The following is a 21878-nucleotide window of genomic DNA, read 5'->3' as shown; positions in this document are numbered from 1 at the left end:
ACGCCGAGGCCCCCGGTGACGTCCACGGACGTCGCGGGGGCCTCGGCGTACGCGCAGGATGGTGTTGACCGGCGAGAGACCGGCAGATAACTTCGCTCTACGGATAAGTGATTCCGTTCAGCGGAAAAATGAACATCAGGAGGGTGTCGGATGGGTCAGCAGGAGAAGGTGGCAACGAGCCTCGCGGGCGCCGTCGGCGAGGAGATCAGTGCCTCCCTCGCACCGGTCGACGCGGAGCTGGAGCGCCGCTACCCCGGAGACCCGGGCACCCGCCAGCCCGTCCACACGGTCTACGTCCCCGGTGACGTCTTCGCCGCCGACACCATCCGCTCCTGGGGCGACAAGGCCCTCGCCGCGCTCGACGAACACGCCCCGGACGCCGCCTCCTTCGCCGCCGTCCTCGGCCTCGGCGACGACCTCGCCGAACCCGTGTACACCCGCGTGCGCGCCAAACTGGAGCGCGAACCGATCGAGGACCTGCGCGTCGACTTCGAGGACGGCTACGGCAACCGCTCGGACAGCGAGGAGGACGAGGCGGCCGCCCGCGCCGCCCGGCTGATCGCCGAAGCGTACGAGCAGGGCACGGCCGCTCCCTGCATGGGCATCCGCATGAAGTGCATGGAGGCGCCGGTGCGCGCCCGCGGCATCCGCACCCTCGACGTCTTCCTCAGCGGTCTGATGGAGGCCGGCGGCCTCCCCGACGGGCTGGTCCTCACCCTGCCCAAGGTGACCTACCCCGAGCAGGTCACCGCCATGGTGCGGCTCCTGGAGGCCTTCGAGAAGGCGCGCGGCCTCGCCCCGGGCCGGATCGGCTTCGAGATCCAGATCGAGACCAGCCAGTCCATCCTCGCCGCCGACGGCACCGCCACCGTGGCCCGCATGATCCAGGCCGCCGAGGGGCGCGCCACCGGCCTGCACTACGGCACCTTCGACTACAGCGCCTGCCTCGGCGTCTCCGCCGCCCACCAGGCCAGCGACCACCCGGCCGCCGACCACGCCAAGGCGGTCATGCAGGTCGCCGCCGCCGGCACCGGCGTACGCGTCTCGGACGGCTCGACCAACGTCCTGCCGGTCGGCCCCACCGCGCAGGTGCACGACGCCTGGCGACTGCACTACGGCCTCACCCGCCGCGCCCTGGCCCGCGCCTACTACCAGGGCTGGGACATGCACCCCGGCCACCTCCCCACCCGGTACGCGGCCGTCTTCGCCTTCTACCGCGAGGGCTTCGAGCAGGCCGCCGCCCGCCTGTCCCGCTACGCCAACCGCACCGGCGGCGACGTCATGGACGAGCCCGCCACCGCCAAGGCGCTCAGCGGCTACCTGCTGCGCGGCCTGGACTGCGGCGCCCTCGACATCGGTGAGGTCGCCCGGCTGACCGGCCTGACCCGCGCCGACCTGGAGGGCTTCTCCGGTCCGCGGCGCGGCGACCTCACGGCATCGGCGCGGTAGGCCCCGTCGACCGCGTCCGGCTCCCCGCGAAGGGATCGTCCGGCCCGGAGCCCGCGTACCGCTCCAGGCCGGACGCCGTCACCCGCTTCTCCTCGGCGAACAGCCGCGTCCCCCGGTCGCACAGCCGCCGGTCCGCCCGCGCCCGCGCGCAGAACTCCTCGGGCGTCCCGCCGAACAGCTCACGCAGCCGCGCCGACCCGTGCAGCAGCTCGGTGATCAGGGGCCGTTGCGCCCCCGGATGGCGCCGCGGCGCGCCGGTGCCGTCGTGCAGGACGCCGTGGCGGTTGACGTACGCGTACGCCCCGCGCAGCACCGAGCCGTCCCCGGGCTCGACGCGTACGTCGGGCGCGGGCAGCCAGACGCGGTCGAAGTTGCCGCCCGCCATCGGCACGCCCTCGCTGGCGTCGATCACCGCTAGCTGCTCGGCGTCGAGCCACAGGACGAACAGCTCCCGCACGACTCCGGGGGCGCCCACCGGTGAGGCGGACACGTAGCCCATGCGGCTCACGTGGGCGGAGACCCCGATGTCCAGTCCGGTCACCCGCGACCTGACCATCGGGACCGGCGAGGCGATCCCGAACTCGGCCATCTTGTGCCGAAGCTGCCCGGGGCTCGCGTTGGACCCGATCGCCAGCACCGGGACCCGGCCGTCCTCCTCCCCGTACACCGCCCCGTCCAGCGGCAGCAGCCGGTCCCCGTCCAGCAGCCCGGACTCCCGGGGCCACGCGCCCGGGTACAGCAGCGGCTCCTCGCGCGGCACCCCGGCCAGCCCGAGGGCGTCCAGGGTGCGGTCCCGGCCGGGCGGCCGCGCGGATTCCCCGCCCTCGGTCGGTGGTCGCGACACGGTGTGTTCCCTCCCGGCGGTGGTGCGGACGGCGGGACGGTGTGTCCGGCCGCCCGCATGGCGGCGGGCCCACTCGGACGCCGGACCGGCGCCGGGCCCGTACGGTCGTCCGGCGCGGGCCGGTCAGTCCGACGGCGGCAGCTCGCCCGAGCCCCGGGTGACCAGCCTGGTCGGCAGTTCGATGCGGTCGGGGGCGAGGAGGGTGCCGTCCAGCTGCCGGAAGAGCCGCTCGGCGGCGGTGCGGCCGAGGGCGGCCGCGTCCTGTGCGACCACGGTGACGCCCGGCTGGAGCAGGTCGGCCAGCTCGATGTCGTCGAAGCCGACCAGGGCGACGCCCCGGGTGTGCTCGGCGAGGACCCGGATCACGGTGACCGTCACCCGGTTGTTGCCGGTGAAGATCGCGGTCACCGGATGCGGGTCGGCGAGCATCTCCTCGGCCGCCCGGCGCACCCGCACGGGGTCGGTGACGCCCAGGGACATCCAGGAGTCCTTGACCGGTATGCCGGCGTCCTCCATGGCGGCCCGGTAGCCGCGCAGCCGCTCGGCGGCGGTGTGGATGCGGGGCATGTCGCCGATGAAACCGATCCTGCGGTGCCCGTGCGCGATGAGGTGGGCCACCCCGTCGCGGGCGCCGCCGAAGTTGTCGGACACCACCACGTCCGCGTCGATCTGACCCGCCGGACGGTCCACGAACACCGTGGCGACGCCCGCCTTCAGCTCGGGCTCCAGATACCGGTGGTCGTCCCCGGCGGGGATCACCACGAGACCGTCCACGCGCCGCGCGCACAGGGCGAGCACCAGCTCCTGCTCGCGGTCCGGGTCCTCCGCGCTGGACCCGTTGATCAGGAGGGCGCCGTGTGCGCGGGCCACCTCCTCCACGGCACGGCTGAGCGGCCCGTAGAACGGGTCGGCCAGATCCTCCAGGACCAGGCCGATGCTCGCGGTGCGGCCCTTGCGGAGCACCCGTGCGCTGTCGTTGCGGCGGAAGCCCAGCGCGTCGATGGCCTCCTGGACGCGGCGCTCGGTCTCCGGGGTGACGCCGGGCTCCCCGTTGACCACCCGGGAGACGGTCTTGAGGCCGACCCCGGCCCGGGCGGCGACGTCCTTCATGGTCGGGCGATTGCCGTAACGGTTCCCGGGGAGGCGGTCTGCGCGGCGGGTCGTGTCGGGCACGATGCGGTGTCCTGTCCTGTCGTCCACGGGATTGCGTCGGCTCCTGCTGTCCGGGGGGATGTGTCGGTGATGGGCTTGTATGAGGATGTGGCGTCGAGCATAGAGCCTGGACAACGTTGTCAGATGCGGGAGACACTGTCCATCGCACTCTGCCGGTTCTCGTCCCCACCGCGGGACCGGTCGCTGCGCGCTCTTGGGTACGACATTTTTTCGCTTTCGGTCCGACGGGGAGATCCGACTCTGATGCACACCGACCTCGTGGCAGCGCTGGACATCGGCGGCACCAAGATCGCCGGCGCACTGGTGGACGGCCACGGCCGCATCCAGGCGCGCGCACAGCGTGCGACACCCGCCCGGGAGGACGGTGACACCGTGATGGGGGCCGTCGAGGCCGTGCTCGCGGAACTGACCGCGTCGCCCCTGTGGGGGCGGGCCACGGCCGTCGGCATCGGCAGCGCCGGTCCGGTGGACGCCTCGGCCGGCACGGTCAGTCCGGTGAACGTGCCCGGCTGGCGCGACTACCCGCTGGTGCGCCGGGTCCGGGACGCCGTCGGCGGTCTGCCCGTGGAGCTGATCGGGGACGGGGTGGCCATCACGGCCGCCGAACACTGGCAGGGCGCCGCCCGCGGCCACGACAACGCGCTGTGCATGGTGGTCTCGACCGGCGTCGGCGGCGGCCTGGTGCTGGGCGGCCGGCTGCATCCCGGACCGACCGGCAACGCCGGCCACATCGGGCACATCAGCGTCGACCTGGACGGCGACCCCTGCCCGTGCGGCGCGCGCGGTTGCGTGGAGCGCATAGCGAGCGGCCCCAACATCGCCCGCCGCGCCCTCGACGCCGGCTGGAGCCCCGGCCCGGACGGCGACACCTCCGCCGCCGCGGTCGCCGCCGCCGCCCGCCTCGGCGACCCCGTCGCCGTCGCCTCCTTCGAGCGGGCCGCGCAGGCGCTGGCCGCCGGTATCGCCGCCACCGCGACCCTCGTCGAGATCGACATCGCCGTGGTCGGCGGGGGAGTGGGCAAGGCGGGGGAGGTCCTCTTCGCCCCCCTGCGCAAGGCGCTCACCTACTACGCGACGCTGTCCTTCGTCCAGCGGCTGGTGGTCGTCCCCGCCCAGATGGGGACGGACGCCGGGCTGGTCGGCGCGGCCGCGGCGGCGCTGTCACGGACGACGGCTGCGACGGCCGCTCACGTCTGAGTCCGGGTGGTGCGGCGGCGTGCGTCTCCGAGTACGGCGGGTGGGGGCGACGCGCACGGTCCCGGTGTCCGGGAGCCGGTGGGAGCCGGTGTCCTGGGAGGCTCCGCCGGTGCAGCCCGTGACCCGCGCGCGGCGGCGTAGTTGAACGGGGCATGAAGAAGCGCAGCATGCTCGCCCTCGCGTCCCTGGCCACCGGCTTCGTCGTCGCGGCCGTCAGCCCGTCCCACGCCGCCCCGGGCGACCTCCCGCTCGGTCTCGGCGTGGACGACACCGTCAGCACCCTGGAGGGCACCGTCGCCACCGAGAGCCTGACCCTCGACGACGACGCCCTGGGACAGCTGGGCTGACCCCCTCCGGCCGGGCCGCCGCGCCCGGTGCGGACCACGCGGCGCCGGTGCCCCCGAGGGGGTGTCGGCGCCGCTGTCATATGCCCTTTCCTCCGCGCTCAACTGGGCTGGTTTCCGTGGCAGGGTGAAGCGGGCAAGCCACAGGGGGCCAACAGAAGAGGGGGACCTGTGACCGTCGTCTGGATCAACGGCGCGTTCGGTGCGGGGAAGACCACCACCGCACGGGAACTGATCGAACTGATCCCGAACAGCACGCTCTTCGACCCCGAGGTCATCGGCGGGGCGCTCGCGCACCTGCTGCCGCCCAAACGCCTGGCCGAGGTGGGCGACTTCCAGGACCTGCCGATCTGGCGCCGGCTGGTGATCGACACGGCGGCCGCGCTGCTCGCCGACCTCGGCGGGACGCTCGTGGTCCCGATGACCCTGCTGCGCCAGGAGTACCGGGACGAGATCTTCGGCGGCCTCGCCGCCCGCCGGATCGAGGTCCGGCACGTCCTGCTGGCCCCGGCCGAAACGATCCTGCGCGAGCGAATAGCGAGCCGCGGGACACCGGACGGCGAGACGCGGGTACGGCAGTGGTCCTGCGACCACATCGAGCCCTACCGCGCCGCCCTCGCCTCCTGGCTCACCGCCGACGCCCACCCCGTCGACACCGGCGCCCTCACCCCGTACGAGGCCGCCGTCCGGGTCGCCGAGGCCGTCGGCACGGGCGCCGTGCCGGCCTGCGAGATCGTGCAGACACCGGAACCCACCGGCGAGACCGTCGCCGCAGGCGTCCTGCTCTTCGACGAGCGGGACCGGGTCCTGCTCGTCGACCCCACCTACAAGCCCGGCTGGGAGTTCCCCGGCGGCGTCGTCGAACCCGGCGAGGCTCCGGCCCGCGCCGGCATGCGCGAGGTCACCGAGGAGACCGGGCTCAGCCTCGACGACGTACCGGCCCTGCTGGTCGTCGACTGGGAACCACCGGCACCCCCCGCCTACGGCGGCCTGCGGCTGCTCTTCGACGGCGGCCGGCTCGACACCGCGGACGCGGGCCGCGTGCTGCTGCCGGGACCCGAGCTGCGCGACTGGCGCTTCGCCACCGAGGACGAGGCCGCCGACCTGCTGCCCCCGGTACGCTACGAGCGGCTGCGCTGGGCGCTGCGGGCCCGGGAGCGCGGCGCCGCCCACTACCTGGAGGCCGGCACGCCGGTCGGCTGACGTCAGTCCGCCGCCCCGTACGTCCGCGCCGACGCGCGCAGCACATCCCCGGCCCGCGCGGTCACCGGATCCCCGTGACCGAAACAGGCCACCTCCGGGTCGAGGGCCGCCAGCCGCCCGAAGGAGGCGACGGCCCGGTCCCGGTCGAGGTTGAACACGCCGAGGAGCACCCCGCCGTCGACCGGCGACGCGGCGACCGCGTCCCCCGTGAACAGCACACCGTGGGCCGGCAGGTGCAGCGCGATGCTCCCGTCCGTGTGGCCCGGCGCGTGCACGACCCGGGCGCCGCCCCCGAAGTCCAGGACGTCACCGTCCTCCACCTCGGTCACCCGGGCCGGCCGGGCGAAGCCGCCTCGCGGGAGCCGGCGCACGGCGCCCTCGTGCAGCGGACGCTCCCAGTCCTCGAGCACGGGCGGCGGACCGGGCACCTCGCCGCGCACGACGGGCGCCTCGACGGTGTGCGCCACCACCTCGGCCCCGGTGAGCGCGGCGACCTCCTGCGCCCCGCCCGCGTGGTCCTCGTGGAAGTGGGTGAGCACGACACGCCGTACGCGGCCGGCGGCCCGCGCGGCCTCGGCGATGCGCGCACCGTACCCGGCCGGTCCGGCGTCGATGAGCGTCACCTCGTCGCCGTCACGCCAGAGATAGGCCTGTCCGACCGGGAAACGCAGCAGACTCAGGCGCGGGAGGAGTTCGACGACGTCCATACGACGACCGTAGGCAGGGCCCCGCCGGGTGGCGAGACCCCTCTGCCGACGGCAGAACCCGGAACCGGGCGCCGGGATCAGCTCGCCGCGTAGTTGCGCAGGAAGTGGGCCTCCGCCACCGACAGCCGCTCCAGTTCCTCGGGGGACACGCTCTCGTTCACGGCGTGGATCTGGGCCTCCGGCTCGCTCAGGCCGATCAGCAGGATCTCCGCCTCCGGGTAGAGGGCCGCCAGGGTGTTGCACAGCGGGATGGAGCCGCCCTGACCGGCGTACTGCATCTCCTCACCCGGGTACGCCACCGCCATCGCGTCCGCCATGGCCTGGTACGCCGGGCTCGTGGTGTCGGCGCGGAACGGCTGGCCCTGGCCGATCTGCTCGACGGCCACCCGCGCGCCCCACGGGGTACGGGTCTCCAGGTGGGCCCGGAGCAGCTTGGTGGCCTCGGCGGCGTCCACGCCCGGCGGCACCCTCAGGCTCACCAGCGCCCGCGCGCTCGCCTGCACCGAGGGGGTGGCGCCGATGACCGGCGGGCAGTCGATGCCGAGCACCGTGATGGCCGGCCGCGCCCAGATCCGGTCGGCGACCGAGCCGGAACCGATCAGCTCCACGCCGTCCAGCACCCGCGCGTCCCGGCGGAACTGCTCCTCGTCGTAGGCCAGGCCGTTCCACGAGCTGTCCGCCGCCAGACCGTCCACGGTCGTCGAGCCGTCCTCGGCCCGCAGCGAGTCCAGTACCCGGATCAGGGCGGCCAGCGCGTCGGGCGCCGCACCGCCGAACTGGCCCGAGTGCAGGTTGCCTTCGAGCGTGTCGACCTTCACGCGCAGCATCGTCATGCCGCGCAGCGTGGAGGTGACCGTCGGCAGACCGACGCGGAAGTTGCCCGCGTCGCCGATGACGACGGTGTCGGCGGCCAGCAGCTCCGGGTGCGCCTCCGCGTACCGCTCCAGGCCGCCCGTGCCCTGCTCCTCGGAACCCTCGGCGATCACCTTGACGTGCACGGGCACGCCGCCGTGCGCCTTCAGCGCGCGCAACGCCAGCAGGTGCATCAGCACGCCGCCCTTGCAGTCCGCGGCGCCCCGCCCGTACCAGCGGCCGTCGCGCTCGGTCAGCTCGAACGGCGGGGTGTCCCAGCCGGCCTCGTCCAGCGGCGGCTGCACGTCGTAGTGGGCGTAGAGCAGCACCGTCTTCGCGCCCGCGGGCCCCGGCAGGTACCCGTACACCGACTGGGTGCCGTCCGGCGTGTCCAGCAGGTCCACGTCCTGGAAGCCCTCGGCGCGCAGGGCCGCCGCTATCCAGTTGGCGGCACCCACGCTCTCGCTGCGGGGGAACTGGTCGAAGTCGGCCACCGATTTGAAGGCCACCAGCGCGGCGAGTTCCTCCCTCGCGCGGGGCATCAGCGAAGCGACGGTCTCGGCGACCGGATTCGACGACATGGGCACGCTCCTTGTGGGTGCGACGTTGTACCAAGGAGTACTTGGAATGACGGGCCGATCCTCCCACAGTGGCCTGCGGCGATGCCCGCCGTAGGATGCGGGGGTCAGGTGCGGCATGCGGTTTGATCGGAGCAGTAGACCATCGTGAGCAGCGAGAACTCTTCGGCGGACGACACGCGTCAGGTCTGGGACGTCGTCGTGGTGGGCGCGGGACCGGCGGGGGCCTCGGCCGCCTACGCGGCGGCGGTCGCGGGGCGGCGCGTGCTGTTGCTGGAGAAGGCGGAGCTGCCCCGCTACAAGACATGTGGCGGCGGCATCATCGGTCCCTCGCGCGACACCCTCCCACCCGGCTTCGAACTGCCCTTCCGGGACCGTGTGCACGCCGTGACCTTCTCGAACAACGGGCGCTTCACCCGGACCCGGCGCTCCCGGCAGATGCTGTTCGGGCTGATCAACCGGCCCGAGTTCGACCTGCAGCTCGTCGAGCACGCCCAGAAGGCGGGCGCCGAGCTGCGCACCGGAGCGACCGTGACCCGGGTGGAGCAGCACGGGTCGGCGGTGCCGGACCGGCGCACGGTCGCCGTCGTCCTCCAGGGCGGCGAGACGGTACTGGCCCGGGCCGTCGTCGGCGCGGACGGCAGCGCCAGCCGGATAGGCGCGCACGTCGGGGTGAAGCTCGACCAGGTCGACCTCGGCCTGGAGGCGGAGATCCCGGTGCCCGAGACGGTCGCCGAGGACTGGAAGGGCCGGGTGCTCATCGACTGGGGCCCGATCCCCGGCAGTTACGGCTGGGTCTTCCCCAAGGGCGACACGCTGACGGTCGGGGTGATCTCGGCGCGCGGCGAGGGCGCGGCGACCAAGCGGTACCTGGAGGACTTCGTCGCCCGGCTGGGACTGGCCGGATTCGAGCCCAGCGTCTCCTCCGGCCATCTGACGCGCTGCCGCGCGGACGACTCGCCGCTGTCGCGCGGCCGGGTCCTGGTCTGCGGGGACGCGGCCGGGCTCCTGGAGCCGTGGACCCGCGAGGGGATTTCCTTCGCGCTGCGCTCCGGGCGGCTCGCGGGGGAGTGGGCGGTGCGCATCTCCGAGGCGCACGACGCCGTGGACGCGCGCAAGCAGGCCCTGAACTACGCGTTCGCGATCAAGGCCGGTCTGGGCGTGGAGATGAGCGTGGGCAAGCGGATGCTGACGGTGTTCGAGCGCCGGCCGGGCCTCTTCCACGCGGCCCTGACCGGCTTCCGCCCGGCCTGGAAGGCGTTCAAGGACATCACGCAGGGCTCGACCTCGCTGGGTGAGCTGGTCCGCAGCCATCCGCTGGCGCAGCGGGCGCTGGGGGCGATGGACCGGCGGTCCGCGACGGCCGAGCCGTCCGCGTCCGCACCGTCCGCGCCGTCCGCGGTGGAGGAGACCGGCACCTGACCGTCGGCGTCCGGCTGTCGTCGTCGGCTGCGGCGGTTCGTCCGAGCCCGGCGCCCGCCCGGGGTGAGGCGGTACGTGTCCGCGGTCCCGCCCACCCCTTACGCGTAAGCGCTGACCCACGGGCCGCCGGTGCGGGGCACCGTGGCCCGAGGACGCCGTCCCGGCCGCCGGGGCGGGCTAGGTACTCGTCGGCATCCTGCGCGAGGCGTACCGGCGCACGGGCCCGCCGGGCCGGTGCTGCCCGCGGAGCCGCTGGTCGGGTTCGAGGCGTTCGGGCAGTTCGACCGGGTCGTGGAGGACCGGGGGACGTTCTCCCGTCGCGCGGCGGACCGGCTCGCCCACTCGGTCGGCCCGGTGTTCCCCTGACGCCCCGGCGGTCACGCGGCCGTGCGGGGGGCGTACTTCCCCGGGAGTACCTGTGATCACCACGCGCGGGTGACGCCGCCCGCGGTGCCCGGCGTCTAGCGTGGCGGACATGGACGGACAGCGCGAGCGCGAGGGCCGGGCGCCGCAGTGGTGGCGGCACGGACCCCCGTGGTGGAACCTGCGGGGTGACGAGGAGCAGTGCCCCCGGTGGCCCTGGCGCTCCACCGTGCTGATCACGGCGTTCGTGCTGTTCGGCTCGAACTTCGCCGCACACGCCCAGGAGGGGGAGCGCGCCGCCCTGGACCCCTTCGCCCGCACACTGCTGTTCGTGACGGGGGCCGCCCTGCTGTGGCGGCTGCGCCATCCGGTGCCGGTCGTGTTCGGCACGGCGGTCACCACCCTGGTCTACCTGGGCGCCGGATACCCGTACGGTCCGGTGTTCGTGGCCGTCGCGGTCGCCTGTTTCAGTGCCGTCGTCGCCGGGCACCGCAAGGCCGCGTGGGCGGCGATGGGGACGCTGTGGGCCGGGCACGCCCTGGTGGCGCACTGGCTCTACCGGTGGCTGCCGCCGTCCGGGGACTCGGCCGCGTCCTGGGGGCAGGAACTCGTGATCGCCACCTGGGTCGTGGCCGTCGCGGCCCTGTCGGAGCTGGCCAGGGCCCGCCGCGAGCAGTGGGCGCGGGAGCGGGCCGAGCGGGCCCAGGCGGCGCGGCGGCGCGCGGACGAGGAGCGGCTGAGGATCGCCCGCGAACTGCACGACGTACTCGCGCACAGCATCTCCGTCATCAACGTGCAGGCCGGCGTCGGACTGGCCCTCCTGGACACCGACCCGGAACAGGCCCGCACCGCGCTCAGCACCATCAAGGACCAGAGCAAGGAGGCGCTCGGCGAGGTGCGGCAGGTGCTCGACACCCTGCGCACGCCCGGGGACGCGCCGCGCGCTCCGGCCCCCGGCCTCGACCGGCTCCCCGAACTGGTCGAGCAGGCGGCGAGCGCGGGCCTCACCGTCGAGGTGGTGGGGAAGCCGCCGCGCCTGTCGCCCGGTACCGACCTGGCCGCGTTCCGCATCGTGCAGGAGGCGCTCACCAACGTCGTACGTCACTCGGGCTCCCGGCACGCGCGGGTCCGCCTCGACCGGGACGGGGGCACGCTGCTGCTGCGCGTGGACGACGACGGTCCCGCGACGGGCGCCGAGGCGGGCGGCAGCGGCAACGGGCTGGCCGGGATGCGGGAGCGCGCGGCGGCGCTGGGTGGCACCATCGAGGCGGGCCCGCGTCCGGACGGTGGTTTCCGGGTGCTGGCGGCCCTGCCGGTCGACGTGAAGAGGGCGGCCACGTGACCCGTACGACGCAGTCGAAGGAGGACGACCGGTGATCCGTGTACTGCTCGCCGACGACCAGTCGCTGGTACGGGCCGGTTTCCGGGCGCTGCTGGACGCGCAGCCGGACATCGAGGTGGTCGCCGAGGCCGCCGACGGCGAGGAGGCGGTGCGCTCGATCCGCGAACTGCGCCCCGACGTCGTCCTCATGGACATCCGCATGCCCCTGCTCGACGGCCTCGCCGCCACCCGCCGGATCACCGGCGACCCGGGACTGCACGACGTGAAGGTGGTCATGCTCACCACCTTCGAACTCGACGAGTACGTCTTCGAGGCGATCCGCTCCGGGGCCTCCGGCTTCCTGGTCAAGGACACCGAACCCGAGGAACTGCTGCGCGCCGTGCGGGCGGTGGTGGACGGCGACGCGCTGCTGTCGCCGGGGGTGACGCGCCGGCTGATCGCCGAGTTCGCGGCCCGTTCCAAGGAGCCCGCGGCGGCCGCCGAGATGGCCAGGCTGACCGAGCGGGAGTGCGAGGTGATGGCTTTGGTCGGCATCGGACTGTCCAACGAGGAGATCGCCCGCCGGCTGGTCGTCAGCCCGCTGACCGCCAAGACCCACGTCAGCCGCACCATGGTGAAGCTGGGCGCCCGCGACCGGGCGCAACTGGTCGTCCTGGCCTACGAGTCGGGACTGGTGCGGCCGGGCTGGCTCGGCTGACCACCGCGCGAGAACCGGACCAGCACGCTCACCACCCGGACGAAGAACACCACCACGGCCAGCGCCACACCCGTCCCGACGAGCCCGGCGCGCACCCCGCCCGTCAGGGCGAAGAGATACGCGGGCCCCGCCACCGCCCCGAACAGCACGGCCGCCGCGAACGCCGCGCTGCACAGCGCGTATCCGATCTCGACCGTGATCGCGTCCCGCTCGCCCTGCGTGCGCCGTCCGCCGTAGGCATCCATGGCTGCAAGTCTCCCAGGGCGGCGGCGTTTCGGCAGCGCCGTGCCGGTCGTGCGGGGGCTCTGCTACGGTGCGCGGATGGCGGCGAAGAAGGCCGAACAGGCGCTCGTGACCCGGTGGCGCTCGATCCTGGTCCTCCACGCCCGCGTCCAGTGCGAACTCGACCGTGCGCTGCAGGGACACGGCCTGTGCGGAAGCGACTTCGAGGTCCTCGACGTCCTGGCCGGCACCCGGGACGAGGACGGCTCCGGTTCCTGCGGATACCGCGTCCAGCAGATCTCCGAGCGGGTCCACCTCAGCCAGAGCGCGCTGTCGCGGCTGGTCGCCCGGCTGGAGAGGGAGGGCCTCGTCGAGCGCACCATGTGCCCCGAGGACCGGCGGGGCGTGCGGGTGGCGCTCACCGCGAAGGGGCGCGCCAGGCACGGCGAGGCGCTCCCGGTGCAGCGGGCGGTGCTGCACCGGCTGCTGGCCGGCTGACCTGCGCCCCCGAGCCGACCGGGCGACCTGCCCCCCGGCTGACTTGCGCTTCTCGCTTACTGGCTGACTTGTGCCCCCCGCTTACCGGCTGACCTGCGTCCCGTCCTACCGGCCGACCCGCGCCTCCGGCTGACCCGCGCCTCCGGCTGACCCGCCCCTCCGGCCGACCCGCCCCTCCGGCTGACCCGCGCCCCCGGCCTGTCGGCGCGGCCCGTCTCACTTCCAGGTGACGCCCGACCGCTCGCGCCACAACGCGGCCAGCGAGCCGTCCCCGGTGATCTCCGGGAACGGCCTGCGGTTCCACAGCGCCGGGTAGAGCCGTGCGGCGGGGCCGGACAGCTCGCAGTCGGCGTCCCCGATGTCCTCCCGCACGGTCACCGGCGGCCGCGCGGACAGCCGTACGGTCCACACGGCGTCCGGCGCGTCTGTCGCCCGCACCCGTAGCGTGCGGGGTTCCTCGGTGCGGACGGCGCTCTTCTCACGGGCGTGGAAGGCGCACAGCAACTCGTCGATGCCGTCCACCGCGAAGTCCACGCCGACACCGGTGGGTTCACCGCCGCGGGCCGACTCGGCGTCGATGCGGTGCACGGTCGTCTCGTGGGCCTGCCGACGGGCCCAGAAGGCCAGCGGTGACGGCGCGGGCAGGAAGTGCCAGCACCGCACGTCGGGTGCGGCACCCACGAGGGCCTCGACGAGCCGCCCGTGTCCCTCCCGGAACCAGGTCAGAAGCGGGGTGCCGTCGAGGTCGGGCAGGTCGTCGGCGGGCCGGGGGCCGGTGTGCCCCTCGGCGACGAACGCCGTCGCCCAGCGGTGCACCATCCCCGTGTGCCGCAGCAGGTCCCGCACCCGCCAGCCGGGGCAGGTCGGCACCTCGGCGTCGCTGCCCGCCGCCGCGGCGGCCGCGGCCAGCAACGCCCCTTCACGGTCCAGGATCTCGACGTACGCTGCGGTCTTCATGGCAGGGAGTGTGCCGCATGGAGCGGACTCGAAGGCAGGCCTCCCCGGCACACTCCCTGGGGCCGGACGGCACGGCTCAGCCCGGAACCGCCGCCCGTCGCGTCGCGACCGCGACCAGCACCGCCACCGCCGCGAGCGCGGCCACGCTGGTGAGGGCGGCGGACAGGGACAGCCAGTCGGCCATGAAGCCGATCGCGGGCGGACCGAGCAGCATGCCCCCGTAGCCCAGGGTGGACGCGGTCGCGACGCCGCCGGGGCCGCCGAGCGCGCCGGCCCGCTCGATGGCGACGGGGAAGATGTTGGCGAGCCCGAGGCCGGTGATCGCGAAGCCGAACAGCGCCGCCCCCACGGAGGGGGCGAGCGAGCCGAGCAGCATCCCGGCCACCGCGGTGCTGCCGCCGGCCACCACCGTGGCCGTCCGGCCCAGGCGTTCCAGCAGCGTCGTCCCGGTCAGCCGGCCGACGGTCATGGCGAGCGCGAAACACGAGTAGCCCGCCGCCGCCAGGCCCGGGGAGGCGTCGAGGTCCTGCTCCAGGTGCAGGGCGCCCCAGTCGGCCATCGCCCCCTCGCCGTACGCCGTGCACAGCGCGATCAGACCGAAGGTGACGACCAGGCGTCGGGTGCGGCGGTCCCGGGGGCGCGGCGCGCCGTCCCGCTCGGGCGTGCGCTCCGGTGGCGCGGCGGGCTCGCAGCGCAGCAGGGCACGGCCCGCGAACAGGGTGACGAGCAGGCCGGTCACGGTGAGCGCGAGCAGGTGCCGCGTCGGCGACAGGGACCCGGCGACCAAGCCGCCGAGCCCCGCGCCGACCATGCCGCCGAGGCTGAACGCCGCGTGGAAGCTGGGCATGATCGGGCGCCCCAGGACCGCCACCAGATCGACGGCGGCACTGTTGAAGGCGACGTTGATCCCGCCGTACGCGCTGCCGAAGACCAGCAGTACGGCGCCGAGGGCGAGCGCCGAGTGGGTGAGCGGGGGCAGGGCGATGCTGAGGCAGAGCAGGACCGCGCAGGCGACGGTGACGGGGTGGCTGCCGTAGCGGCGGACGAGTCGTCCGGTGAGGGTCATGGTGACGACGGCGCCCGCCGAGACACCGAGCAGGGCGAGTCCCAGGGCGCTGGCGGAGGCGCCGGTCTGCTCCTTGATGGCGGGGATCCGGACCACCCAGCCGGCGAAGACGAAGCCGTCGAGGGCGAAGAAGGCGGTCAGGGCGATGCGGAGTCGGGTGAGGTCGTCGCGGGTGCCCGGCACGGCGCTGTGCGATCGGGCTTTGTTTATTTGCGGCACAAAGTCAGGCTAGGTGCCGGGCGGGGGCGCGACAAGGGTGCCCGGGAGGGGGAGGTCCAGGACGCAGGAGCGCCGGGCGGCCCTCAGCCGACCGGTGCCCCCACCGTGCTCTGCCGCACCAGCAGCCGGTGCGGCGCCTTGGCCTCCGTCGGCGCGGGCGCCGAACCGTCGATCACGCCGAGCAGGGTGCTGACCGCCGTGCGCGCGATCGCGGCCTTGTCCGGGGCGACGGTGGTCAGCGACGGCGAGCTGTACCGGCCCTCCTGGATGCCGTCGACCCCCACGACGGCGATGTCCTCGGGCACCCGTACACCGGCCCGGGTCAGGGTGTGCATGGCGCCGATGGCTAGCAGGTCGTTGTAGCAGAAGACCGCGTCGGGCGGCTCGGGCAGGGCGAGCAGGCGCTCCATGGCCTCGGCGCCGAGATGGCGGTGGAAACGCGGGGTGGGGACGATCAGTTCCTCGTCGACGGTGAGCCCGGCCCGCTCCAGTGCCTGCCGGTATCCCGTCGTACGCAACTGCGCGGTCTCGCCGGTGCTGTAGGGCTGGTCGCCGATGGCCGCGATGCGCCGACGGCCGAGGCCGAGCAGATGCTCCGTCGCTTCCCGGGCCGCGCCGACGTTGTCGATCGCCACGTGGTGGAAGCTGCCGTTGAAGATGTGCTCGCCGAGCAGCACGACGGGCACCTTGTTGGTGCGCCGGCGAAGCTCCTCGGCGGAGATGGACAGCGGGCTCAGCAGCAGCCCGTCGAACATCGTGGCGCGGGACTCGCGGCCCAGCAGTTCCCGCTCGCGGTCGCCGTCGCCGTCCGTCTGGTCGAGCATCACCACGTACCCGTGCGAGCGGGCCGCGGTGATCACCTCGCGGGCCAGTTCGGCGAAGTACGGCACGTCCAGTTCGGGGACGACCAGGGCGATCATGCCGCTGCGGCCCCGGCGGAGATTGCGGGCCACCAGGTTGGGCCGGTAGTCGAGTTCGTCGAGCGCGGCCTGCACCCTGACCCGCAACTCGTCGGAGACGGGCACCGAACCGTTGACCACGTTGGACACGGTGCGGATCGAGACTCCGGCGCGTCGGGCGACGTCGCGGAGTGTGGAGCCGGCCATCCAGTTCCCCCTCACGGCCCCCGCGGGGCCTCGGTCGGCAGCATCTCGTGTTCGGGCCGGTGTGCACCGGCGCCGATGCAGGTTGATGTTACTCAGCTATTGCATCGTTGCAAAAGGCGACGCATCATCTCTGCATCGTTGCAAAGCGGGGGCGGCGGCACGGGCCAGGTGCGTACCGCCGCGCCGACGACGACGCCTGCGCGCGTCCCTGTCCACTCCTGCTCAGCCACCCCTCTCGCGCATTTCAGCCCGTACCCCAGCCCGCATCCCCGACCGAGGAGCCGTGCTCATGTCCAGATCATTCGTCCCGCGGCGCAGCGTTCTGCGCGGCGCGCTCGGCGCCGGCGCGCTCGCCGCGGCCGCCGGTCCCCTCGCGGCGTGCGCCCCCGGTTCGTCCGGGGCCGAGCCGCGCAAGCTCACCGGGACGCCGAGCGCGTCGGCCAAGGGCGAGATCACCATCTGGAACCGCTCGGGCGACCTGTTCAAGGTCTTCGACGCGGCGATCGACGCCTTCCGCAAGGCCTATCCGCACATCAAGGTCAACCACCAGGCCGTCGACATCGACGCCAAGCTCGCCAACACCCTGATCAGCGGCACCGACCTGCCCGACGGCAGCTTCTGGGACGACGCCAAGATCGGCGGCCAGGTGGAGCACCTGTACGACCTGACGGACCTGATAGCGCCCTACCGCGACAAGACCTCGGCGTACAAGCTCTCGGTCAACACCGTCGACGGCCGGATCTACGGCGTGCCCTGGGACCTCGACCCCGGGCTGCTCTGGTACCGCGAGGACCTGCTGGAGGACGCCGGCGTGGACCCGGCCGGACTGAAGACCTACGACGACCTGCTGGCGGCGGCGCGGTCGCTGAGGGAGAAGAACCCCAAGGCCCGCCCCCTCCACATGGAGAAGGACCCCTTCCTCGGCCAGCTCTGGCTGGAGATGCTCGCGGGCCAGCAGGGCACCAGCCTCGCCGACGCGGACGGACAGGTGCGGCTGGACTCCAAGGAGTACCGCAACATCCTCAACTGGGTCCGGGACGCCGTCGACGACGACCTGGTCACCCACGCCGAATACCTCAAGCAGGCCGATGTCGCCGCCCTGGAGAACGGACAGCAGGCCCTGGTCCCCTGGGCGGTGTGGTGGTCCTTCGCACCCCAGCAGCTGCTGAAGAAGGGCAAGGGCAAGTGGCGCGCCGCACCCCTGCCGGCCTGGACCCCGGGCGGCGCGCGCAGCGGCGCCATGGGCGGCAGCAGCTTCATCATCCCGGCGAAGGCGAAGAACCCCGAACTGGCCTGGCTGCTGTATGAGTTCCTGTGCTTCAAGGAGCCCGGCTACAGCGCCGTGTACGGGCCGAGCGAGGTCTACCCGGGCGGCCTGACCACCTCGGTGCCCAGCTACGGGCCCGCCCGCCGCCCCGACAAGCCGCTGTTCGAACCGGTGGCCGCGCTCGGTGGACAGGACCTGTGGAAGGTCGCCGTGGACGCCGCCGACACCATCCCGTCCGCCGCGCCGATCCCGGCCTGGTGGGCCAAGTCCGTCGACTACCTCGGCAACAACCTCCAGCGGCTCATCGAGGGGAAGATGGCACCCGACGACGTCATCGACGACTCCACCAAGAAGATCCAGCGCAACCTGGTGGACCGCGCATGACCTCCGGCACCCTCACCCCGCCGCGCAAGAAGCGGTCGGCACCGGCCTCGCCGCGCCCCGCCCGCCGCTCCCGGCGCAAGCCCTTCCTCGCGCCGTACCTCTTCGTCGCGCCGTTCTACATCGTCTTCGCGGCCTTCGGCCTCTACCCCCTGGTCTTCGCGCTCCAGTTGAGCTTCACCGACTGGAAGGGCGCCGGCGCGGCGAACTTCATCGGCCTGGAGAACTACACCTACCTGCTCACCAGCGAGGAGTTCTGGTCCTCACTGGGCAACAGCGCCGTGATGTGGCTGCTGATCGTGCCCCTCCAGATCGTCGGCGGCCTGGCCGCGGCGGTGCTGCTCGCCAACGCGCGGCTGCGGCTGAAGGGCATGTTCCGGGTGGCCTTCATCGCGCCGTTCGTCACCCCGCTGGTGGCGATGGCCCAGGTGTGGATCGTCGCCTTCGACACGGACTACGGCCTGGTCAACCACCTGTTCAACCTCGTCGGCCTGCCCGACGTCGACTGGCTCCAGTCGACCGCCTGGGCCAAACCGACGCTCGCGCTGCTGTTCCTGTGGAAGACCACCGGGTTCGCGATCATCATCCTGCTCGCCGGACTCCAGGCCGTGCCCTCCGACGTGTACGAGGCAGCCGCCCTCGACGGAGCCTCGCGCAGGCGGCAGTTCTGGTCGCTGACCCTGCCCCTGGTCCGGCGCAGCATCGCCTTCCTCGTCGTGGTGCAGACCCTCGCGGTGTTCCAGATGTTCGCCGAGCCGTTCGTCGTCACCCAGGGCGGCCCGTACGGCTCGACCACCACCGGCGGGCTGTACCTCTACAACCACATCCTGGCGTCCGACCTCGGGACCGGCGCCGCGAACTCCTTCCTGCTGGTGCTGCTGGTGTTCGCCCTGTCCCTGCTGTCCGTGCGCCTGCTCCGCTCCCGAGACGAGTGACCATGACCAGCCAGACCAAGAAGCCGAGCAGGAGTCTGTCCCAGCCCCGGCCCGGGCCGCTCCAGTACCTCGTGCTCGGCCTTCTCGCCCTCGTGTTCGTGTATCCCATCTGGTGGGCCGTCAGCTCCTCGCTGAAGCCGCCGGCCGACATCGTCCGCGACCCCCTGTCCTTCTCGCTCGGCTCGGCCACGCTCGACAACTACCGGGCGATGTTCGACGACGTGCCGATCGGCACCGGCTTCGTCAACACCGTGCTCGTCGTGGCCGTCAAGGGCGCGATGACCATGTTCTTCTGCCCGCTGGCCGGCTACGCCTTCGCCAAATACCGCTTCCCCGGCAAGGACCTGCTCTTCGGCGTGCTGATGCTCACCCTGATGCTGCCGACCCTCGTGCTGGTCATCCCGCTGCTCCTGGAGATGAGCGAGCTGGGCTGGGTCAACACGTACCAGGCGCTGATCCTGCCCGGCAGCATCGACGCCTTCAGCATCTTCTGGATGCGGCAGACCATCGCCGCCGTGCCCGACGAACTCCTCGACGCCGGACGCGTGGACGGGGCGAGCGAGTTCGGCATCTTCGCCCGGATCGTGGTGCCGGTCATCCGGCCGGGGATCGCCGCGCTCGGCGTCCTGACCGCCATGAACATCTACAACGACTTCGTCTGGCCGGTCGTCGCCGTCAACGACGAGAGCCACCAGACGCTCCAGGTGGTGCTGTCCACCCTCGCGCAGAACGTCACCGGCAACCGCGTCGGCGCCGACTTCGCCACCGTCTGGGGCGAACTGCTCGCCGCCGGAAGCATCGCGATGCTGCCCGTGCTGGCCCTGTTCGTCCTGCTGCAACGCCACTTCATCAACGGGATCCTCGCGGGCAGCGTCAAGGGCTGACCTCTCCTCCCGTACACCGCCGCCTCTTCCCCAGCCGCACCGAATCGGAGCACACACGCCCATGACCACCCCCCGTCCCGAATACCCCCGCCCCCACTTCGACCGGTCCCACTCCTGGCTCACCCTCAACGGCACCTGGGACTTCCGCGCCGACCCCGCCGAGCGGTACTCCGCCGACGCGGCCGAGGGCTACGACCGCGCCATCACCGTGCCCTTCGCCTGGGAGACGCCCGCCTCCGGCATCGCCGAGCACTGGCTGCGGACCGCCTGGTACCGGCGTACCTTCACCGTGCCCGCCGACTGGGCCGGACAGCGCGTCGTGCTGCACTTCGGCGCCGTGCACCACGCCGCCACGGTCTGGGTGAACGGCACCGAGGTCGCTCACCACGAGGGCGGCTACACCCCCTTCGCCGCCGATGTCACCGACGCGCTCGGCGACGGCGAGCACCTGCTCACGGTGCGGGTCCACGCCCCGGCGGACAAGCGGGACATCGCCCACGGCAAGCAGCGCAGCATGCCGCGCGACGACTACGACGGCGTCTGCTTCACCCCCTCCTCCGGCATCTGGCAGAGCGTCTGGCTGGAGGCCCGCCCTGCCACCCACCTCGCCGCTCTCCGGCTGCGCCCGAACGACGACCTGACCGGCATCACCGTCGAAGCCGTCGTGCACGGCCCCGCGGCGGACCGTGCCGAACTCCGGCTGCGGGTGCGTGAGGAGGACACCGCCGTCACGGCGACCGTGGAACCCGGCGGACGGCTCCGCACCGAACTCCCGCTGGCCGCGCCCCGACTGTGGTCGCCCGAGGACCCGCACCTCTACCACGTCGACGCCGAACTCACCTCGGCCGACGGCACCGACCGGGTCACCGCCTACACCGGACTGCGCACCATCACCGTCGACGGAGAGGCCCTGTACCTCAACGGGCGCCGCCTGTTCGTACGGGGCGTGCTCGACCAGGGCTACTGGCCCGGGACCGGCATCACCGCCCCCGACGACGACGCCCTGCGCCGGGACCTCGAACTCGCCGCCGAGGCCGGCTACAACCTCGTCCGCAAGCACCTCAAACTGGAGGACCCCCGCTTCGCCCACCACGCCGACACCCTCGGCATGCTCCTGTGGGCCGAGCCCGCCTCGCCCGGCCGCTTCTCACCCGCCTCCGTCAGCGCCTTCGCCGGGCAGATCGAGCCGATGGTGGAGCGCGACGGCAACAGTCCGGCCATCGTCATCTGGGGCCTGTACAACGAGGAATGGGGCCTGGACTGGGACATCCCCGGGGACCCGGCGAAGCAGCGCGCCACCGCGGACGCCTACGACCGCCTCAAGGCGCTCGACGCCACCCGTCCGGTCGTCGACAACTCCGGCTGGACCCACGTCAAGACCGACCTGCTCGACTGGCACTACTACGACGAGAGCGCTGCCTCCTGGGCCACCACCGTCGCCGACCTGCTCTCCGGCGAACGCGACGACTTCCCCGTGAAGCTCGGCCCCGACTTCGTCGTCCACAAGAAGCTCGCCGTCCCCGGTCAGCCGCTGCGCGGCCTGCCCAACCTCAACAGCGAGTACGGCGGCGGCTTCACCGGCCTGGACCGCGCCTGGCACCTGCGCTGGCAGACCCAGGAACTGCGCCGGCACGACCGGCTCGCCGGGTACGTGTACACGGAGCTGTACGACATCGAGCACGAGAGCGCCGGGCTGCTGGACTTCGGGCGCGGCGCCAAGGACCTCGCGGGCGTCGACCCGGCCCACGCCAACGCGCCGACGACCCTCGTCCTGGACGTGACGCCGGTGGCACCCGGCCGCGACCTGCTCGTCCCCGGCCCCGACTTCACGGTCGACGTCCACGTCTCCCACCACGGCGCCGACCCGGTCGCGGGGACGCTGCACACGACCTGGACCCCGGTGTACGCCAGGACGCCCGACGCGCCCGGCGACGCCGTCCCCGGCTGCCGCGCGGAGGCCAAGCCGTACCTGCTCGGGGCCCCCGTCACCGTGCCCGCCACGCTGCCCGAGGGCTGGACCAGCGGCCGGCTGCACCTGGCGCTGGTCGTGGACGGCACCGTCGCCGCCCGGACCGCGCTGGACGTGGACACGCGTACCGCCGCGTACATCGGCGACGACCCGCTGGCCCGCTCCACCTCCTGACCCCCGGCTCACCCCGCACCACCCGATCC

The 21878-nt window shown here is 73.3% G+C and carries 21 protein-coding genes; 13 read left to right on the top strand and 8 right to left on the bottom strand.

The features are described from left to right. The first annotated feature begins 150 nt into the window (after positions 1-150). Positions 151-1449 carry a DUF6986 family protein gene (locus tag ACZ6IM_RS06390; protein WP_052837120.1) on the top strand — a complete coding sequence of 433 codons (1299 nt, stop codon included), beginning with the start codon at positions 151-153 and terminating at the stop codon, positions 1447-1449. On the opposite strand, the gene ACZ6IM_RS06385 is transcribed toward ACZ6IM_RS06390, so the two are convergent. Both ACZ6IM_RS06385 and ACZ6IM_RS06380 read right to left on the bottom strand, forming a co-directional pair. After that, positions 1430-2293, bottom strand: a complete 864-nt coding sequence (locus ACZ6IM_RS06385) for a hypothetical protein (RefSeq protein ID WP_052837121.1) — start codon at positions 2291-2293, stop codon at positions 1430-1432. The genes ACZ6IM_RS06390 and ACZ6IM_RS06385 overlap by 20 nt on opposite strands. A 123-nt stretch (positions 2294-2416) precedes the next feature. Next, positions 2417-3493 (bottom strand): LacI family DNA-binding transcriptional regulator, encoded by a 1077-nt coding sequence (locus ACZ6IM_RS06380; protein ID WP_052837122.1) that lies wholly within the window; start codon positions 3491-3493, stop codon positions 2417-2419. Positions 3494-3709: 216 nt separating this feature from the next. Here ACZ6IM_RS06380 and ACZ6IM_RS06375 point away from each other — a divergent pair, with 216 nt between their 5' ends. The 3 genes from ACZ6IM_RS06375 (at position 3710) to ACZ6IM_RS06365 (ending at position 6210) form a co-directional block, all read left to right on the top strand. Beyond that, on the top strand, positions 3710-4663 hold the full coding sequence (locus tag ACZ6IM_RS06375) for an ROK family protein (RefSeq protein ID WP_052837123.1): 954 nt from the start codon (positions 3710-3712) through the stop codon (positions 4661-4663). 152 nt (positions 4664-4815) lie between these two features. Continuing rightward, the gene (locus ACZ6IM_RS06370) at positions 4816-5010 is read left to right on the top strand and encodes a hypothetical protein (protein WP_052837124.1); all 195 of its coding nucleotides are present in this window, start codon (positions 4816-4818) and stop codon (positions 5008-5010) included. A 168-nt stretch (positions 5011-5178) separates the two neighbouring features. After that, complete coding sequence (locus tag ACZ6IM_RS06365; RefSeq protein WP_052837125.1) at positions 5179-6210, top strand: NUDIX hydrolase; 1032 nt, start codon at positions 5179-5181, stop codon at positions 6208-6210. Between the two features lie 2 nt (positions 6211-6212). Here ACZ6IM_RS06365 and ACZ6IM_RS06360 read toward each other — a convergent pair whose 3' ends face one another. Together ACZ6IM_RS06360 and ACZ6IM_RS06355 are read right to left on the bottom strand one after the other, a co-directional pair. Continuing rightward, positions 6213-6917, bottom strand: a complete 705-nt coding sequence (locus ACZ6IM_RS06360; RefSeq protein ID WP_052837126.1) for an MBL fold metallo-hydrolase — start codon at positions 6915-6917, stop codon at positions 6213-6215. 77 nt (positions 6918-6994) lie between these two features. Beyond that, positions 6995-8350 carry a dipeptidase gene (locus tag ACZ6IM_RS06355; RefSeq protein WP_052837127.1) on the bottom strand — a complete coding sequence of 452 codons (1356 nt, stop codon included), beginning with the start codon at positions 8348-8350 and terminating at the stop codon, positions 6995-6997. A gap of 144 nt (positions 8351-8494) precedes the next feature. On the opposite strand from ACZ6IM_RS06355, the gene ACZ6IM_RS06350 reads away from it, so the two are divergent. From ACZ6IM_RS06350 to ACZ6IM_RS06335, 4 genes are all read left to right on the top strand, one after another. Beyond that, positions 8495-9769, top strand: coding sequence for a geranylgeranyl reductase family protein (locus ACZ6IM_RS06350; protein ID WP_052837128.1), 1275 nt, complete (start codon positions 8495-8497; stop codon positions 9767-9769). Between the two features lie 234 nt (positions 9770-10003). After that, entirely contained in the window at positions 10004-10135 is a 132-nt protein-coding gene (locus ACZ6IM_RS06345; RefSeq protein ID WP_469554550.1) for a hypothetical protein, read from the top strand. 109 nt (positions 10136-10244) lie between these two features. Further along, positions 10245-11474 carry a sensor histidine kinase gene (locus ACZ6IM_RS06340; RefSeq protein ID WP_469554548.1) on the top strand — a complete coding sequence of 410 codons (1230 nt, stop codon included), beginning with the start codon at positions 10245-10247 and terminating at the stop codon, positions 11472-11474. Between the two features lie 31 nt (positions 11475-11505). Next, complete coding sequence (locus ACZ6IM_RS06335; protein WP_469554547.1) at positions 11506-12171, top strand: response regulator transcription factor; 666 nt, start codon at positions 11506-11508, stop codon at positions 12169-12171. Here the strand turns inward: ACZ6IM_RS06335 and ACZ6IM_RS06330 are convergent. Further along, complete coding sequence (locus ACZ6IM_RS06330; protein ID WP_052837131.1) at positions 12132-12416, bottom strand: DUF6332 family protein; 285 nt, start codon at positions 12414-12416, stop codon at positions 12132-12134. The genes ACZ6IM_RS06335 and ACZ6IM_RS06330 overlap by 40 nt on opposite strands. Before the next feature lie 76 nt (positions 12417-12492). Between ACZ6IM_RS06330 and ACZ6IM_RS06325 the strand changes: the two genes are divergently transcribed. Beyond that, a complete protein-coding gene (locus ACZ6IM_RS06325) occupies positions 12493-12891 on the top strand; it encodes a MarR family transcriptional regulator (RefSeq protein WP_052837132.1) in 399 nt (132 codons plus the stop codon). A gap of 216 nt (positions 12892-13107) precedes the next feature. On the opposite strand, the gene ACZ6IM_RS06320 is transcribed toward ACZ6IM_RS06325, so the two are convergent. The 3 genes from ACZ6IM_RS06320 to ACZ6IM_RS06310 form a co-directional block, all read right to left on the bottom strand. Then, positions 13108-13848 carry a maleylpyruvate isomerase family mycothiol-dependent enzyme gene (locus tag ACZ6IM_RS06320; RefSeq protein WP_052837133.1) on the bottom strand — a complete coding sequence of 247 codons (741 nt, stop codon included), beginning with the start codon at positions 13846-13848 and terminating at the stop codon, positions 13108-13110. 76 nt (positions 13849-13924) lie between these two features. Continuing rightward, positions 13925-15097, bottom strand: a complete 1173-nt coding sequence (locus ACZ6IM_RS06315; protein WP_052837134.1) for an MFS transporter — start codon at positions 15095-15097, stop codon at positions 13925-13927. A gap of 119 nt (positions 15098-15216) precedes the next feature. Then, a complete protein-coding gene (locus tag ACZ6IM_RS06310) occupies positions 15217-16239 on the bottom strand; it encodes a LacI family DNA-binding transcriptional regulator (protein WP_052837135.1) in 1023 nt (340 codons plus the stop codon). A 289-nt stretch (positions 16240-16528) separates the two neighbouring features. Here ACZ6IM_RS06310 and ACZ6IM_RS06305 point away from each other — a divergent pair, with 289 nt between their 5' ends. The 4 genes from ACZ6IM_RS06305 to ACZ6IM_RS06290 all read left to right on the top strand — a co-directional run bounded on the left by ACZ6IM_RS06305 (position 16529) and on the right by ACZ6IM_RS06290 (position 21849). Next, positions 16529-17890 carry an ABC transporter substrate-binding protein gene (locus ACZ6IM_RS06305; protein ID WP_052837136.1) on the top strand — a complete coding sequence of 454 codons (1362 nt, stop codon included), beginning with the start codon at positions 16529-16531 and terminating at the stop codon, positions 17888-17890. Beyond that, a complete protein-coding gene (locus ACZ6IM_RS06300) occupies positions 17887-18822 on the top strand; it encodes a carbohydrate ABC transporter permease (RefSeq protein WP_052837137.1) in 936 nt (311 codons plus the stop codon). Before ACZ6IM_RS06305 ends, ACZ6IM_RS06300 begins: the two co-directional genes overlap by 4 nt. Positions 18823-18824: 2 nt before the next feature. Continuing rightward, positions 18825-19706 carry a carbohydrate ABC transporter permease gene (locus ACZ6IM_RS06295; RefSeq protein ID WP_052837138.1) on the top strand — a complete coding sequence of 294 codons (882 nt, stop codon included), beginning with the start codon at positions 18825-18827 and terminating at the stop codon, positions 19704-19706. 61 nt (positions 19707-19767) lie between these two features. Beyond that, the gene (locus ACZ6IM_RS06290; RefSeq protein WP_469554543.1) at positions 19768-21849 is read left to right on the top strand and encodes a glycoside hydrolase family 2 protein; all 2082 of its coding nucleotides are present in this window, start codon (positions 19768-19770) and stop codon (positions 21847-21849) included. The last annotated feature ends 29 nt before the right edge of the window (positions 21850-21878 follow it).

The organism is Streptomyces sp. NPDC042336 (genome assembly GCF_055581985.1).
The sequence above is the reverse complement of the archived record's forward strand: the minus strand, read 5'-3'. Positions and strand labels throughout refer to the sequence as shown.

Coding starts and splice junctions, on each gene's coding strand:
- ACZ6IM_RS06390 (WP_052837120.1), top strand. CDS start 151: ATGGGTCAGCAGGAGAAGGTGGCAACGAGCCTCGCGGGCGCCGTCGGC.
- ACZ6IM_RS06375 (WP_052837123.1), top strand. CDS start 3,710: ATGCACACCGACCTCGTGGCAGCGCTGGACATCGGCGGCACCAAGATC.
- ACZ6IM_RS06370 (WP_052837124.1), top strand. CDS start 4,816: ATGAAGAAGCGCAGCATGCTCGCCCTCGCGTCCCTGGCCACCGGCTTC.
- ACZ6IM_RS06360 (WP_052837126.1), bottom strand. CDS start 6,917: ATGGACGTCGTCGAACTCCTCCCGCGCCTGAGTCTGCTGCGTTTCCCG.
- ACZ6IM_RS06355 (WP_052837127.1), bottom strand. CDS start 8,350: ATGTCGTCGAATCCGGTCGCCGAGACCGTCGCTTCGCTGATGCCCCGC.
- ACZ6IM_RS06340 (WP_469554548.1), top strand. CDS start 10,245: ATGGACGGACAGCGCGAGCGCGAGGGCCGGGCGCCGCAGTGGTGGCGG.
- ACZ6IM_RS06330 (WP_052837131.1), bottom strand. CDS start 12,416: ATGGATGCCTACGGCGGACGGCGCACGCAGGGCGAGCGGGACGCGATC.
- ACZ6IM_RS06325 (WP_052837132.1), top strand. CDS start 12,493: ATGGCGGCGAAGAAGGCCGAACAGGCGCTCGTGACCCGGTGGCGCTCG.
- ACZ6IM_RS06320 (WP_052837133.1), bottom strand. CDS start 13,848: ATGAAGACCGCAGCGTACGTCGAGATCCTGGACCGTGAAGGGGCGTTG.
- ACZ6IM_RS06310 (WP_052837135.1), bottom strand. CDS start 16,239: ATGGCCGGCTCCACACTCCGCGACGTCGCCCGACGCGCCGGAGTCTCG.
- ACZ6IM_RS06305 (WP_052837136.1), top strand. CDS start 16,529: ATGTCCAGATCATTCGTCCCGCGGCGCAGCGTTCTGCGCGGCGCGCTC.
- ACZ6IM_RS06300 (WP_052837137.1), top strand. CDS start 17,887: ATGACCTCCGGCACCCTCACCCCGCCGCGCAAGAAGCGGTCGGCACCG.
- ACZ6IM_RS06295 (WP_052837138.1), top strand. CDS start 18,825: ATGACCAGCCAGACCAAGAAGCCGAGCAGGAGTCTGTCCCAGCCCCGG.
- ACZ6IM_RS06290 (WP_469554543.1), top strand. CDS start 19,768: ATGACCACCCCCCGTCCCGAATACCCCCGCCCCCACTTCGACCGGTCC.